General features: G+C 47.2%; 14 protein-coding genes and 1 riboswitch. Of the genes, 7 read left to right on the forward strand and 7 right to left on the reverse strand.

The genetic code is table 11. The annotated features are described in order from the left end of the window. Nucleotides 1-23: 23 nt before the first annotated feature. Nucleotides 24-995, forward strand: coding sequence for a magnesium/cobalt transporter CorA (gene corA / locus AC5YBZ_RS14535; protein ID WP_494520913.1), 972 nt, complete (start codon nt 24-26; stop codon nt 993-995). Nucleotides 996-1,136: 141 nt separating this feature from the next. Here the strand turns inward: corA and AC5YBZ_RS14540 are convergent, their stop codons facing one another. Together AC5YBZ_RS14540 and AC5YBZ_RS14545 are read right to left on the reverse strand one after the other, a co-directional pair. Further along, nucleotides 1,137-1,874 carry a dienelactone hydrolase family protein gene (locus AC5YBZ_RS14540; protein ID WP_494520912.1) on the reverse strand — a complete coding sequence of 246 codons (738 nt, stop codon included), beginning with the start codon at nt 1,872-1,874 and terminating at the stop codon, nt 1,137-1,139. A 132-nt stretch (nt 1,875-2,006) separates the two neighbouring features. Continuing rightward, nucleotides 2,007-2,996 (reverse strand): 2-hydroxyacid dehydrogenase, encoded by a 990-nt coding sequence (locus AC5YBZ_RS14545; RefSeq protein ID WP_494520911.1) that lies wholly within the window; start codon nt 2,994-2,996, stop codon nt 2,007-2,009. Between the two features lie 360 nt (nt 2,997-3,356). On the opposite strand from AC5YBZ_RS14545, the gene AC5YBZ_RS14550 reads away from it, so the two are divergent. The 5 genes from AC5YBZ_RS14550 to asnC all read left to right on the forward strand — a co-directional run bounded on the left by AC5YBZ_RS14550 (nt 3,357) and on the right by asnC (nt 5,953). Further along, on the forward strand, nt 3,357-3,767 hold the full coding sequence (locus tag AC5YBZ_RS14550; protein WP_494520910.1) for a hypothetical protein: 411 nt from the start codon (nt 3,357-3,359) through the stop codon (nt 3,765-3,767). Then, on the forward strand, nt 3,742-4,272 hold the full coding sequence (locus tag AC5YBZ_RS14555; RefSeq protein WP_494520909.1) for a class I SAM-dependent methyltransferase: 531 nt from the start codon (nt 3,742-3,744) through the stop codon (nt 4,270-4,272). The genes AC5YBZ_RS14550 and AC5YBZ_RS14555 overlap by 26 nt, the downstream gene beginning before the upstream one ends. 28 nt (nt 4,273-4,300) lie before the next feature. After that, entirely contained in the window at nt 4,301-4,588 is a 288-nt protein-coding gene (locus AC5YBZ_RS14560; protein ID WP_494520908.1) for a hypothetical protein, read from the forward strand. A gap of 95 nt (nt 4,589-4,683) precedes the next feature. After that, nucleotides 4,684-5,361: a bifunctional tRNA pseudouridine(32) synthase/23S rRNA pseudouridine(746) synthase RluA gene (rluA, locus tag AC5YBZ_RS14565; protein WP_494520907.1), complete on the forward strand. Its 678-nt coding sequence runs from the start codon at nt 4,684-4,686 to the stop codon at nt 5,359-5,361. A 130-nt stretch (nt 5,362-5,491) separates the two neighbouring features. Beyond that, nucleotides 5,492-5,953 (forward strand): transcriptional regulator AsnC, encoded by a 462-nt coding sequence (asnC, locus tag AC5YBZ_RS14570; RefSeq protein WP_110457221.1) that lies wholly within the window; start codon nt 5,492-5,494, stop codon nt 5,951-5,953. A 126-nt stretch (nt 5,954-6,079) separates the two neighbouring features. On the opposite strand, the gene AC5YBZ_RS14575 is transcribed toward asnC, so the two are convergent. The 3 genes from AC5YBZ_RS14575 to AC5YBZ_RS14585 form a co-directional block, all read right to left on the reverse strand. After that, nucleotides 6,080-7,186 carry a succinylglutamate desuccinylase/aspartoacylase family protein gene (locus tag AC5YBZ_RS14575; RefSeq protein ID WP_494543113.1) on the reverse strand — a complete coding sequence of 369 codons (1,107 nt, stop codon included), beginning with the start codon at nt 7,184-7,186 and terminating at the stop codon, nt 6,080-6,082. Continuing rightward, a complete protein-coding gene (lysC, locus tag AC5YBZ_RS14580) occupies nt 7,183-8,541 on the reverse strand; it encodes a lysine-sensitive aspartokinase 3 (protein WP_494543114.1) in 1,359 nt (452 codons plus the stop codon). The genes AC5YBZ_RS14575 and lysC overlap by 4 nt, the downstream gene beginning before the upstream one ends. A 131-nt stretch (nt 8,542-8,672) precedes the next feature. Then, a riboswitch (Lysine riboswitch) is annotated at nt 8,673-8,849 on the reverse strand. A 121-nt stretch (nt 8,850-8,970) separates the two neighbouring features. Next, on the reverse strand, nt 8,971-9,402 hold the full coding sequence (locus tag AC5YBZ_RS14585; RefSeq protein WP_494523926.1) for a DUF3293 domain-containing protein: 432 nt from the start codon (nt 9,400-9,402) through the stop codon (nt 8,971-8,973). Nucleotides 9,403-9,976: 574 nt separating this feature from the next. On the opposite strand from AC5YBZ_RS14585, the gene arcA reads away from it, so the two are divergent. Then, entirely contained in the window at nt 9,977-10,696 is a 720-nt protein-coding gene (arcA, locus tag AC5YBZ_RS14590; protein ID WP_110457217.1) for a two-component system response regulator ArcA, read from the forward strand. Between the two features lie 312 nt (nt 10,697-11,008). On the opposite strand, the gene AC5YBZ_RS14595 is transcribed toward arcA, so the two are convergent. Next, on the reverse strand, nt 11,009-12,022 hold the full coding sequence (locus tag AC5YBZ_RS14595) for an alpha/beta hydrolase (protein ID WP_494543115.1): 1,014 nt from the start codon (nt 12,020-12,022) through the stop codon (nt 11,009-11,011). Between the two features lie 318 nt (nt 12,023-12,340). Next, a complete protein-coding gene (locus tag AC5YBZ_RS14600; protein ID WP_494543116.1) occupies nt 12,341-14,593 on the reverse strand; it encodes a S9 family peptidase in 2,253 nt (750 codons plus the stop codon). Nucleotides 14,594-14,710: the final 117 nt, after the last annotated feature.

Here is a 14,710-nt window from a genome sequence, read left to right on the forward strand (position 1 = left end):
GTTATCTAACTAGAGGCAAGACTATGCTGACCACCCTTCTCTACAGCCCACAAGATAATTCGCTGCTTCAGGGCGACGAGTCCAATATCGCTAAGTGGCAACAGAGCGATGACGCCATTTTATGGCTCAATATTGATGGCGAGTTAACCGAGCCACTGCAAGCCATGTTAAAGCAAACTTTTAACCTGCATCAGTTGGCACTGCAAGATGCGTCACGCGATCGACATCCCCCCAAGATTGAAGATTTTGGCGATCATACCTTTATTTTGCTGCGCGGCTTGTCGGCAGATTCTGAATCCATTAATTGTGATAATATTCTCTTGGCGATGTTTATCAGCCAGCGCTTTATTGTCACTCGCCACTCGGCTCGTTCGCTCAGTATCGAGCGCACCATGGCGGCGCTACGCGCGGGCGATATCTCCCTCGCCACTGGGACTGGGGCATTAAGCCTTAAGATCAGCCGCTTTGTGGTGAAGCGTTATCATAAAATTCTGTTTGATTTAGAAACCCGCCTCGAGCAACTGGAGTCGGTCATGCTGACCACTGCCGATGATAAGGTACTGGCCGAAGTGGTACTGTATAAAACCGATCTCACTCGTCTGCGGCGTAACTTTCACTACCATGTGGAGCTGTTTAACAACCTGCGCGATGAGCCATCTGCCCCATTTGATAGCACTCTGGCGCATGAGATCAACGATGTGTGTGAGCACCAACATCGCGCTGCGAGTCTGGCAGACTTGTTTTATCAGGTCGCTAGCGACTTAATTGACGGCTATATCTCTATTAGCGCCCATCGCTTAAACAACATCATGAAAGTACTAACGATTATTACCGCCATATTTGTACCTTTGACCTTTATTGCCGGTATTTATGGTATGAATTTCGAGTACATTCCTGAATTAAAAAACCCTAACGGTTACTTTATTGTCTGGGGCGTTATGCTCAGCATCACCGCGGTATTGATTTGGCTGTTTCGACGCCGAAAATGGATTTAACCACTTCAATACAAGATTACCGCTCGGCGAAGCATAGACAGTAGCCTAGCAGCGCCATCACAAAGGGCTAATCGTTGGTAACGATTAGCCCTTTGAATTTAATGCTATTATTTAAAAAAAGAACCAGTCAGTCGACAGTGACTAACGCAGCACCCGCTGAAAAAAAGCCACCGCCTGGCCATACATCTGTAAGGCTAATGCCGGATCATATCGCTCACCTTCATCACGCATAAAGGCATGCTGGGCATTGACCTCAAGCCAGCTAAAGCAACGCTTGCTTTCGCTGAGTTTGGCGTAGATTAGTTGCCGTCCAGCGGCGTCCACATGCGGGTCTTGCTTACCAAACACTAAGGCCAACTCGCCTTGAATATCACCAGTACGACTCAACGAGTCATTGCCCTTATTACAGGGTAAGGTATTAGAATGAATATCGGTTGGATACAGGCAAAAAGCCCCGACCACATCGCTATTGAGCGCGGCGCGATAGGCCAAGTGGCCGCCAATGCACACGCCCATGGTCCCCACTAGGCTGCTGCAAAACGGTTGGCGCTGCGCAAACTCCACCAAAGCCTGGGTGTCGCTATCGTGATGCTCTAACCCTTTGGTAAATTTGTCTTGGTTGCCCTTATCTTTGCCCGCCTCATCGTAAGCCAGTACTGTGCCTAGCGGATTAAGCTCGTGAAACACTTCGGGCACCAGCACCACAAAACCGTGACCAGCCATGATCGCCGCGGCGCGCGCGATAGGCGCCGTTTGCTGGAAAATTTCAGAATAGAAGATGATGGTCGAAAACGGCCCTTCGGCATCGGGACGGTAGAGATAGCACCTCATGGGGCCTGTGGGGGTATCGATATCGTGAACAGCCTGTTTAACCATCATACTCATGCCCTCGGGCTAATAAATGTATTTATAACTTATCAGCCTAATGGGAGAATGTCAGGTAAAACTCGCCGTTAACCATAGCGTTACTAGTAGGGTATTAACGCCATGGTCAATCGCGGCTTGTTAAGGTTAATAAAGCTGGTTAGGGCAATCCTCACCATTAAGCAGTTGCTTAATATTGGTTAAACTGGTCAGGGCAATCGCGCCGAGCGCCTCTTCGGTTAAAAAGGCTTGGTGACCGGTAAAAATCACGTTGTGGCAGGCTGACAAACGTCTGAACACATCGTCTTGAATGATCTCATTAGACTTATCTTCGAAAAAGAGCTCTTTCTCGTTCTCATAGACGTCTAAGCCCAGTGACCCAATTTTGCCCTCTTTTAATGCTTCCATGGCATCCATCGCATTGAGCAGGCCGCCACGGCTGGTGTTGATCACCATGACTTTGGGTTTCATCTTGGCAAAACTCTCTTGGTTTAACAGATGGTGATTATCTTGAGTCAGGGGGCAATGCAAGCTGATAATATCGCATTGGGGGTAGAGCTCATCGAGAGATAGATAGGGCACGCCTAAATCGATAACAGCTTGATTAGGGTATGGGTCGTACGCGACCACCTTACAACCAAAGCCTAACAGCACCTTAATGGTGGCTAAGCCGATGTTACCCGTGCCAATAACGCCCACGGTGCGGCCATGCATATTAAAGCCCACTAACCCTTCGAGCGAGAAGTTTGCATCTCGAGTACGTTGATAGGCTTTATGCACCTTGCGGTTAAGCGTCAGCATCAGCGCAACCGTATGCTCGGCCACCGATTCTGGCGAGTAGGCAGGTACGTTAACCACTTTTAACCCTAACCGCTGTGCTGCCACTAAATCAACGTTGTTAAAACCAGCGCAGCGCATGGCGATAATCTTGGTGCCGTTTTTAGCCAGTTCAACCAACACCTCTTCGCATAGAGAGTCGTTAACAAAGGCGCAAATCACCTCAAATCCAAAGGCCAGCTTTACTGTTTTCATGCACAGACGAGAATCAAAATACTCGATGCGGGCGCCAAAAGCTTTGTTGGTGCGATTGAAATGCTCCATGTCGTAGTGCTTAGCACTGAAAAAACCGATTTTCATATTTGATTCCCAATTGTGTGCGTGACCATAGGTCACAGAAAAATACCGTTCACAGCGTTAATGCTAACCCTAGCAAACTGTTACGCTCTGGATACTCGGGCAGCTCCCTGCCCATTTAAGGCTGTAACCATATAGCCTTATGTCCACAACCTATTCGAGATAAGTCAATGTAAGACATCATTATAACCTAGCCGTTACACTTGGATCATGAACACTGACCATGGCAAGTCAATATAATTACCCAACCCCATGATAAAACCGCAAGCCTCATCACGAAAACTCTCTCGCAACAGGGCGCCAATGTGCTTTGCGATGATTTCCTGATAAGCTCAAGACAAACTTATTGATGCCATTGATCTTATGGGACGACAATCGATTTCTGAAAAACAGTTTTGGTTACAACGCCTGAGTAAAACCAGTTTACGCGCCTTACATATTTTAGGCATTACGGGGGCCGGTGGGGGGATTTTATTAGGGGTAGCCAAAGCCGACTGGAGCCTATACTGGCTACTTGCGATGGGATCGGGCAGCCTATTAATGCTGTGGGAGATCATTCGTGACTGGCGCTGGCTTATCCAACTAAAGGGTGTTCTCACTCTAGTAAAACTAGGATTATTAAGTTTATTTATTCCGCTGGCCGATTATAAACCCGAACTGCTCATCATCATTGTATTATTGTCGGTTGTGGTCTCCCATGGGCCAGCAGGATTACGCCACTACTCTATTATTCACAGGCGACGTATCGATGGAAAAAAAGAAATTAAAGGCTAAGGTAGCGCCCTTAATCAGCCACTATTTACCAAACTTAGCTCAGCCTGCACAGCTGCAGGTATTAGATCTGGCCTGCGGTAGTGGCCGTAATGGGTTATGGTTCGCGCAGCAAGGGGCAAATGTCACCTTCATCGACAAGGATATCAGCAGCTTACCCAAGCTGCCTCCACACTGCCACGCCTTAGCATATGATCTTGAAGATGGCTCGGCGCCCGCTTTACCTGAAGGCGAGTTTGATCTGGTACTGGTGTTTAACTACCTACACAGACCGCTGTTTGAACAAATAAAACACAGTATTAAACCAGAGGGACTGTTAATTTACGAGACCTTTACCACAGAGCAAGCCAAGGTAGGTCGGCCTAAAAATCCGGCTTTTTTACTGCAAACCAATGAGCTACTCACTCAATTCAATAAGTTTGAGATATTGCACTATTTTGAAGGTAATGTAGGCTGTGAGGATGAGCCCATCTATAAAGCCCAATTTATCGGGCGAAAACGCGCTTAGCCTCATCAACATAGCATAAGGACGTTACATGTTTCCCTATCCCCAGCAATACCGCCTAGCGGCGCCGCCGCTCATCACCATGCTTATGGTTGTTTGGTCGTTATTGTCTAGGGCATTACTGGGAGACGCTAGCCCAGTGGGCTTCTACCCACTGTTTATGCTGTTTCCGCTCAATATCCTGCTGCATGCTCAACTGCTTTGGCAGGCCAAAGGGATGGAGCGACTCGATCAAGCCCTGTACGCCTTTATTCATCTGTCGCTGGCTTTTGTGGTTTGGACCTTTGCCATCATGCATGTTAATGGTCATAGCCTTTAAGCAACGTCCAATTTGTACCGCTGCTGGTGAGTTTTGCTTGCGAGCCATGACGCTAAACGGTATCTTGACTGCCGCTTAAAAATACCGAACCGACTATGAAAGATTTTGTGTACGCTCCGCCCACCACACCTTGGCTAGATGTGGTGCATCAAGATAAAGACATCATCGTGATCAATAAACCCTCTGGGCTGCTCTCAGTCCCGGGGCGCGATCCCGCCTATCATGACAGCATCTTTGCCCGCGTACTCAGCCAACACCCTAACGCCCAGATAGTACATCGACTCGATATGGCGACCTCTGGCATTATCGTCGTTGCCCTGCGCCGCAGCGCCGAGCGTGAATTGAAACGCCAATTTAGGGACAGAGAAACTCATAAAATCTACTACGCGCGCGTCGCAGGCCATGTTAAAGCCCAAAGCGGCACCGTTGAACTGCCACTGATCTGCGATTGGCCAAATCGCCCCAAGCAGAAAGTCGATCACCGATTAGGTAAGCCCTCGACCACCCATTTCGAGGTGATAAGCCGCGCGAAACGCTCAACCTTGGTTAAGCTCACTCCTATTACTGGCCGCTCTCACCAATTGCGAGTACATATGATGGCCTTGGGACACCCCATTCTTGGCGACAATTTTTATGCCGATGCATTAGCCAAACGACTCGCTCCCAGATTACTGCTGCATGCCCAATCGCTAACCATTAACCACCCTTACAGCGGTGAGCCGATGACCTTTAGCACTGACATCCCTTTTGCAACGCCTAGCGAACAGCAATAGTGACTCATGGCACCCTAACTAGGCTGTTGTTAACTATTGAAATTGGCATTAATTGAGCTAAAAAGTTAGCCGTTACGCAAAAAATATCGTAGATTAGCAAACAATATTAATCATAGAGCGGTATTGACTAGTGGATAGTTCATTTCAACGTGATCAATTAGATAATCAAATTCTGTCGGCATTAATGCAAGAGGCTCGCACCCCTTTTGCCGAGCTTGCTAAGCGATTTGGTGTCAGTGCTGGCACCATTCATGTGCGAGTAGAGAAGATGAAGCAAGCGGGCATCATCACTGGCGCACAGATCACCGTCAACCCTAAGGCGCTCGGCTACGATGTGTGCTGTTTTATCGGCATTAACCTAAAGAGCGCCGGTGACTACCCTGCCGCCATCGCTAAGCTTAATGCGTTAGAAGAGGTGACCGAAGCCTATTACACCACAGGCAACTACAGTATTTTTGTCAAAGTGATGTGTCAGTCTATCGATGGTTTGCAGCATGTGCTGATTAACCGCATTCAATCTATTGATGAAATCCAATCCACCGAAACCTTAATTAGCCTACAAAACCCGATTATTCGCGCCGTTAAGCCATAAGGCTTACCAACAACGTAGCAGCGATGCCCACGATACCTAGTACCAACATCTGGCATCGCTAGCGCCTAAAACCCATGACGCTTTATACCTCAAATTCCTATGATTCAAAAGCCTAAGACCTATGCGTTACAGCTCAAATACATGGGTCATCACTTTATACAGCTCGGTGCCTTGATAAACCGAGGCCGAAGCAAAATGCAAAATCGGCACGCAGGCTTGCGATAAGCATAAAGGGGTTAATGCAGAGCTATTGCCATACTGATCCACCCGCAAAATAGTCGCTAAAGGCGAACCTGCGGCTAATGGCTCGCCTAACTTGGCCGTATACTCCACCATGCCACCCATGGGGGAATGGTATTTTTTATAGTCACGAAGATAACAGCCATATCGCGCCATTTTAGCGGGCATAATGGGGTCGGCAACCACACCGCGATGACTCAAATACGCCATGATCCCATCGGCATCGAGGCGTGCATCGGCGAGATCGATATGCTCTTGCGAGCCCAGCTCCAAGGTAAACGCAGAGACAGGTACCACTAATTCTCGCCCCTGCGCTGCTAGGTACTGACACAATTGCCACCATGGATAAAATATTGATTCATCCATTGCCCCACCAAACTCATTAGGCATAAATAGCGTGTGGGCTATCGAAAATAGCCTCGCGGCCTCACTATCATATTCGGGACAATACAGATGTTTGCAGGCCTTGGGCCCAGTGTGCAGATCCAACACGATATCCGCTTGATGCCCTAAATGTTGCAGAGTGACCGCTTGGCGATGCCCCGTCGTCACGCCCCACTCATGCTGTAGACGCTGCTGACAGCTATCAATCAACATGGCGCGATAAGCCGCCACCAAGGCGCTATCGTCTAACTCGGCATGCTGTCGATACCAAGCGGCCATATCGATATGATGATGTAAGTATTCGCGATTCCAATTCACCCCGGTTATCGGGTCAAAACGCCCAAGGGTAAACTCACCACTTTTTTGGTTAATCCCCAAAGGATTGGCGAGTGGCACCAAGGTGACACTGCCAAGCAACTCGCAGTTTTCCAGTTGCTGCATTAACTGGTAAATCACCGCATTGCCTTGTACCTCGGCGCCATGCACATTCGCCTGAATATAGACACTCGGCCCACGAATAACGGCTGGCGTAAACTGAAAAATGGGCAACTCGAGATCTTGCCCTGTCGCCAATTCGCCAATTTTCAACGTGCTACGGCTCGGTTTCATCGTTCGCCTTCAAACAGATTTTCATGTAGCGAGCGTACCACCTGCGCCGCCTCACTTTCGGCGACCAATACACATAAGTTGTGTGGGCTGGCCCCTTGGCAGATCATGCGCACATTATGTGGCTCTAGCACCTCAAACACTCGGCGGCACACCCCTGGTGTAGAGGCAATTTTATTACCCACTATCGCCACTAAGGCTAAATTATCTTCCACACGCACCCGGCAATGCTGCGACAGTTCTTGTAATAGCGCTTCGCTGAGCAAATGATTGCCAGCCGAATCTGAGCCCGTTTTATCTAAGGTCAGCGATACGTTAACTTCCGATGTTGTGATCAAATCGACACTTATTTTGTGCCTTGCTAGCGTAGCAAAGGTCTCCGCCAAGAAACCTTGCGCATGCAGCATCTGCAAACTGTGTAGATTCAGTAAGGTTTGATCGCGGCGCACGGCCACGGCGCGGTAAATAGGCTCATCACTCACTTGATGACGGATCCAAGTACCGCCACGTTCAGGCGCTTTGCTCGAACCCACAAACACCTGAATTTTTTGCCTTACCGCAGGTAAAATGGTCGCAGGATGTAGCACCTTAGCGCCAAACGTCGCCATTTCAGCAGCTTCATTAAAACTAATTTCAGCGATGGGCTGTGCATTGGGGGCCAAGCGCGGATCGGTAGTGTAAATCCCGGCCACATCGGTCCAAATTTCGACCGCTGATGCCCTAAGCGCCTCGGCCAATAACGCCGCCGAGTAATCGCTACCGCCGCGCCCTAAGGTCGTGGTGGCACCCTGCGCATCGGCACCAATAAAACCTTGAGTCACAATACGCTGCTCGGCCAGCAGCGGGGCTAAATGCGCCGCACATAAGGCTTCAACCTGCTCAACTTGAGGCTCGGCACGGCCAAAATGACTGTCGGTGCGCATCACTTGGCGCACATCAAAGGCTGACGCCACCTCACCTTTTTCACGCAGCACAGCAGCAAATAGCGCCGCAGAACATTGCTCTCCTTGCGCTAACAACTCGTCCATGGTCGCTTTGCAACGTTCACGGCTCAGTGACTCACTTAACATATCAATACGACTGAGCACGCTATCGAGGTGAGCGGCAACCTCAGCTGGACGACCGAGTCGGTCAAGGATTTGATATTGGATTGAGGCAATCTGCTTGAGCAGTTGTTGACGCTGCTCATCATCGAGTTGCGCTTGAGTCAACGCCACCAATAGGTTGGTGACGCCGCTTGAGGCACTCACGACCACAATACGTGTATTAGGATTGGCAATAATGATGTCGGCACAACGACTCATTGCTGGATAATCAGCAACGGATGTACCACCGAATTTAGCGACAACAATCGACATTAGCCCACCTCAACGAGATTGAAGCGGTTACAAGACACGACAAGAATAGATAACATGATAAACCTCCGAACTGACTTCGTTCGAAGAGCCTGGTGCAAAGATTACGCACCCCAAGACGGGAAATAGCGATCACCACCAGAAGCTCTCCACCAAAAAACAGGTGACAATCGACAGGATTCAGCCATATCGACCGATAAACAAACGAAACCAAACACTTGTCTATCTCGGCGTTAATCTCCATCATAAGCAATCGTCAGAGTTTGGCCTCTTCATGCTTACTACCTAGTTAACGCTCCTCTTCTGTATCTCAAGCGTATTGACGCAGTAAGATGGTTGAAAATTAGCAAATACCCGCCTAATAAGTCAACGATATTTATTCAATATGAGTAAATATTATTTCAAGGTCACTGCCACCTTAGTAAAACAAGATTAAGATTGAATATCGGGTAACTCATTGACTAGGCGCACCCGCGCCGAAAAAGCGCCTATGGTCAGCTCGGGATAACTAAGCAGGCAAGGCACCAATTGTAACTGGTCGCCCTCGACAAAATAGATCGCATTTTGGTTAAACTGTGTGCCCAATGCCACCGCTAATGGCTTTTCTATCGGGACAGCCCAGCTTTTTTCCATATGACGGCGATCATAAGAGGCCCCGATGATGGCGCGATAAGGACGCTTAAGTTCGATGATATGTCGCTGTAATTGACTATCTAACAGACGATTTTGAGGCGCTGACAACAGTTCGCCCCTGGGGTTGTACGCCGTAAGAATGGCAAAGGATAAAGCCGGAGAAAACCCTTGGGTCAATAGAAATTGGGTATGCTGATAACTGTGCCAAAAATGGTCATCTATACTACTCATTCGCCGAACATTCCTAAATTAGCGTACGATAATTATAGCTAAATCATCTTATCTGCCTAGAACAAACAGATTATATCTCTGTTAAATTATAATTAATGACCATAAAATCAAAAGATTAGCCATAAAAAATTGATTAACATCAAATCTAAGCGTAAATTTGTTAACATTTCATTTGTTAACAAATGACTAAAACGAGTACAATACGTCGGTTGATTCACTTCCACTCGTCAAGCATGAACAACTTTTGTTACGCCATGTCTAAATCACTGTAATGAAAAGTTGTCAATTTCCTATAGATATGAGCGATTTTGTCGCTTTTAATATTGAAACTTGAAAATTTCAATAGTTAAAGGAACTATTTCCTACTATTGTTAATCGTAGTGGATACAATTAGCGCATCTTTTTCAATAAAGAGATACGCATACTTTACTAATCATGAAGTGCGTTGCGGTTTCAGTCGTTTTAGTGAAAGCACCTACGTGACTCGGTAATTTTCAACACGACAAGTCAGGGCGCAACCCGCACAGCGCGCCTATGGTTAGCACAGATGTAAACAAATATTAGGTAGATAAATATGCAAAATCCGCACATTCTGATCGTAGAAGATGAAGCCGTTACCCGGAACACGCTAAGAAGTATTTTCGAGGCTGAAGGATATGTGGTAACTGAAGCCAATGACGGCGCAGAAATGCATAAAGCAATGCAAGAAAACAAGATCAATCTCGTCGTTATGGATATTAATCTTCCTGGCAAGAATGGTCTTTTGTTGGCTCGTGAACTTCGTGAAATAAACAATATCGGCTTAATCTTCCTAACGGGCCGTGATAACGAAGTTGACAAGATCTTGGGACTTGAAATTGGTGCAGATGATTATATCACTAAGCCATTCAACCCACGTGAGCTAACAATTCGTGCACGTAATTTGTTAACCCGTGTGAATAGCACAGGTGTAGAAACAGAAGAAAAGAGCGCGGTAGAATATTACCGTTTCAACGGCTGGAGCTTAGAAATTAACAGCCGTTCATTGGTTAGCCCACAGGGCGAGTCATACAAGCTTCCACGCAGTGAATTCCGTGCGATGCTTCACTTCGTTGAAAACCCAGGTAAGATCCTGACTCGTGCAGACTTACTGATGAAGATGACCGGCCGTGAGCTTAAGCCACATGACCGTACGGTTGACGTCACGATTCGTCGTATCCGTAAGCACTTTGAGAGCTTACCAGATACGCCAGAAATCATCGCGACAATCCACGGTGAAGGTTATCGCTTCTGTGGTAATTTAGAAGACGCATAAGCCTACGCTTATGTTATTCAATGAAAAAGCCAGTCTCACGACTGGCTTTTTTTGTGCTCGGAACACTTATGCCGCTGTGGGCTAGACTTCGAATCCAGCTCGATATCATTTCAATCCGGCCGAGTGGCTTTTGGATATGCTGATTTGAAGCTAAAACTTCATGGTTATCCATCGCCTGCCCTGCGATATCTGCAGCACATTTTTGGTTAGATCAGCGAAATCTAACTTAGTATTTATAGACGAAAAACAGGGATTATGAGTACGGTTGACCCTGTCCCAATATTTGCGATTAGCGTCATATTGCAGACCAAGTTACTCCGTAACTACGGTTTGCAACCAGTCCTGTAGCTGCTGTAATTCTTGGTTATTAAACATCACTAGACCAGCATGTGTCCTCCTCTGGGAAAAATGTAACTGCAGGTTTGGCGATTGTAAATGGCTAAAGTAACTTGCTGGAGCTATCGAATCTTGCTCTGATGCTATCAATAAAGTGGGTGTATTTGAACGGGTCAATAAAGGGGCTATTGCCGTATCTTGAAGAGTTATATTGCGTTGCTGCAAAACGGTATCTGTGATCTGGCGTAATTGCTGTTCGCCCAATATTCGGTAATACCATGAATATTCCTGTGCGACGTAATTCTTTAACCCGGTACTAAAGTCATGCATAGGCGCAATTAATACTTGTCCAGTAATGTTCTGTCGTCTTGCGCTAATTTGCGCAGCGACATTGGCGCCAAGTGAATGCCCCAATAAATACACAGGCCCAATTATTTGCTGCTCAGCAAGCAGTAGTTCGATTAACTGGCTAATAATTTTTGCGTCAAGCTTACCATCAATAGCGACCGGTCCTGTCGCTGCACCATGACCCTGTAAGTCTGGTACTATCACCTGAAAACCTAAACTGCGTAGAGCAAAAGCATTGATGATCATTGCACTTTTGTCAGCAGAAAAACCATGCAGTAATACCCAAGTGCCTTTGAAACGTTGCTGTGGAGGGTTTAGGTCTAGTCTGACCTCTTCTCGTTTTGATGAGACAACATGAAGATTAAAATAAGCTTTACTATAGAGGTTAACCCCCGGTGGCTCTGTCGTAGGATCGCCCTCAACAAATATCGGATCTGCAATAAGGTACTCGGTGCAAAAGGAGTGCTGAGGTAAACAAAAATTATCGATGGCAAAATCAAGTGCACTTACGAAGTTGTCCGTCCCATTTTCACGTAGAGAATACTGTTTATCTAACGCATTGTTTATTTTTGACTCTGCCAAAGTGGCACATCCTTGTAACAGTGCTAAACATAGTAACACTGTGGCTTTGATATAAAACATCCTGTTTTCCACGAGTAAGGTGAATATCGGCTGGAATAAGTGAATAATCAAACCAACCATTACAAAACAATAACATAATGTGGTTATGGCCTCGACTCAACCAATATATCGAATTTGGTGCCTTTGTTGGTGGCGCAGGGCTCTAACTCACAGAAGAAAAAGGAAAACAAGAAATTAAAAAGCTAAAACTGGCTAAAAAGGGCATCTGCAGTAAATAAGAATTAGTGATTCCTTTCCCCAAATAGCCCTGTTACTTATATCAAGCAACAGGGCTTGTTGTTCCAACGCAGCGCTAAAAATTACAGTTTATTGTTCATCTTACTGTTTCAGTTGTTTATCCAAGAAATCGGCCAGCGAGCGGTATAGATGCGTTCTCACTTTCTCGCCGCGCATCGAGTGCTTAGAGCCGGGATAGTCGATCATCTGAAACAGCTTGCCCTCATCTTGCAGCGCCTTATAAACCCGCGTGCTGTTTTCAAACAACACATTGTCATCGGCCATGCCATGATACATCAACAATCCCGACTGATAATCTTTGACATAAGGCAGTACACTGCTGGCTTCATAACCTTCGGCATTGCTGCCTGGGTGCGACAAATAACGCTCGGTATAGTGGGTATCATACAAGGCCCAGTCAGTTACCGGCGCTCCCGCAATCGCGGCTTTAAAATGTGTGGGCGCTTTAAATAGGCTCATTAAGGCCATATAACCGCCGTAGCTATGACCATAAATCGCAATATTGTCACCATCGACATAATTTAAACTACGCAAATAATCGACGCCCGCCTTTTGATCGTCAACTTCCGCTTGCCCAAGTTGCTTGTAGATCACATGTTCAAACTGAGTGCCCCTATGGGCCGAGCCACGATTATCGAGCTGAAACACGATAAAGCCTTGTTGTAGCAGGTACTGGGTAAAGTAGTCTTGTTCACTCCAACTATTGACTACCAACTGAGCGTGAGGGCCACCGTACACACGCACCACAACCGGATACTGCTGGGTGGCATCAAAGCCTGTGGGTTTAAAGAGACGATACTGCAAGGCTTGACCATCTTGCGCTTTTATCTGACCAAATTCAGGTAATTGCCATTGACCAAAGAAGGGATATAAGGGATGAGATTCATCGACGTTATTTTGCTCGACCCAAGCCAAGCGCTCCCCTTTAGCACCATGCAGACTCACCTGCGGCGGCTGCACTAGACTATTAAAGTAATCGAGGTAAATAGGCTGATTGTCGGCAAAAACTGGCCCATGCATACCCGCTCGGCGGCTAATTTGCTCTATTTCGCCTCCGGCTAAGGGCACGCGGTATAGGTGCTTTTCGATGACACTGCTTTTGCGGCCCGTAAAGTAGACCCAGCCAGCCTGCTCATCGACATATTCCACCTCATCGACTGCCCAAGCTCCTTTGGTAAGTTGCTTAATAAGCTTACCTTGCAGATCAAATAGGTACAGATGATTAAAGCCATCACGCTCCGAGGCCCAAACCAGTTGTGGCTGCTGTTTCAAGAAATGCAGATCATTGTTTAAATTAACCCAAGCCTTACTGCGATCTTTGATAACCGTTGTAGGTGCCGCGGTACCGTTTAAAGCGGCAATGCGTAGGTCTAAGGTCTGTTGATCGCGGCTTTGCCACTGAAATGACACATGCTGACTATCTGGCAGCCACTTAACTCGAGGCAGGTAACTATCTGGGGTTTGGCCGATATCAATCCAGCGTACGTTTTTATCTTCAATATTGACCACACCCAGCTCAATACTGACATTATTTTTGCCCGCATAAGGGTAACGTTGCTCGGTAAGCTTAATGCCATCGGCATAAATTTCGTTGCGAGTCACTAACTCGACAGCCGACTCGTCGATACGGGTAAAGGCAATAGCCGACTCATCGGGCGCCCACCAATAACCAGTCATGCGGTCCATCTCTTCTTGCGCAACAAACTCGGCCATCGCATTTTTAATCGCGCCACCACCATCTTGGGTTAATGCGGTTAATTGGCGAGTCTCGAGGTTAAGCACATACAAGTTTTGCTCGCGCACAAACGACACAAAATGCCCCTTAGGCGACAATCTGGCGTCGGTAATAAAGCCCTCACCGGTTGGCAACACTTCCACTTTGGCATCGGCAAGCGAGTAGTAATACAAAGCACCAGACGCTGGGATCAATATGGCTTGGCTGTCATCGGCCCAGAAATACTCCATGATCCCTTGACCATAAATGCGTTGACGCTCGCGGCGGGCCTTTTCTTCGTCCGACAGCTCGCCCCTTTTAAGGCGATCGGCATTGAGCAAGATATCTTGCTCGCCGGTGGCCACATCCATCTGCCATAGGTCATATAAGTATTGGTCGTCGACCCGCCCTGCAAGGTAAGTCACCCGTTGACCGTCGGGAGACAAGGTTAACCCCCGCGGACTACTGCCAGCCAATGCCGGCGAGGCATACAAGCGCTCGACCGTTAATGCTGCCTTACCACCTTGGGGTTGATTAAGCTCGGCTTGCGCCGCAGATACACTGTGAGATAAAAGCATAGGCACCACCATTAGCGCAGAACTAATCCATTTTTTTGTCATTATTATGTCCTGGATATAAAACGAGTTTGATTAACTAAGCTGTGATGCATTGTGCCTCAAAGTTGCACAAAATAAAAACGCTGCCACTTGGCCTCCGGCGTAATTAGCCGCTGAAAA

The sequence above is a fragment of the Shewanella sp. 553 genome (assembly GCF_059338375.1).